Source organism: Paenibacillus sp. 01T422 (genome assembly GCF_056398785.1).
Genome location: NZ_JBFTQB010001589.1, coordinates 1 through 533, shown reverse-complemented (window position 1 = coordinate 533; position 533 = coordinate 1). Strand labels below are relative to the sequence as shown.

Below are 533 nucleotides of genomic sequence, written 5' to 3'. Positions count from 1 at the left end.
CTCTTTGGCTTTTCTAGCAAAATCGAGTCCATTCATTTTCGGAATATTAATATCCAACAGGACAATATCGGGACGATGAGCAAGGAAAAGCTTAAGCGCTTCCTCACCATTTCCCGCCTCTATAATTTCAGTGATGTTAAATTTCTCAAACGGAACTAATCGCCTAATGCCATTCCTGATTAACTCTTCATCCTCCACAAGCAACAATTTGTACATCACACTTTACCTCCAGATTTATTCAACACTAGAACGCAAATATCCGTAGCCTTCCGTTTGCATGTTATCCAGTGGTACATTATACCTAGTGTCCTTCTCATAAGTTACCACATCAGGATCAATTGGTCTCGTAAAACTTGGCCAGCATCCTCCTGCCAATCATTAGAATATAGAGACAATCGTATTTAGATCAGCCTCCTTTCTTAATAATAGCTTACGACTTTCTAAATCAAATTGGCATACACGCAGATGATGACTTTCTATGAAATGATGATGTCATCTTGTAGATTTAATTTAAAAATAAAACTCCCTAATCC

The 533-nt window shown here is 37.7% G+C and carries 1 protein-coding gene; it reads right to left on the bottom strand.

The genetic code is table 11. The features are described 5' to 3' along the window. The coding region (locus AC1DUA_RS40320; RefSeq protein ID WP_477504975.1) for a response regulator at window positions 1–216 on the bottom strand (216 nt) is incomplete at its 3' end. Between the last annotated feature and the right edge of the window lie 317 nt (window positions 217–533).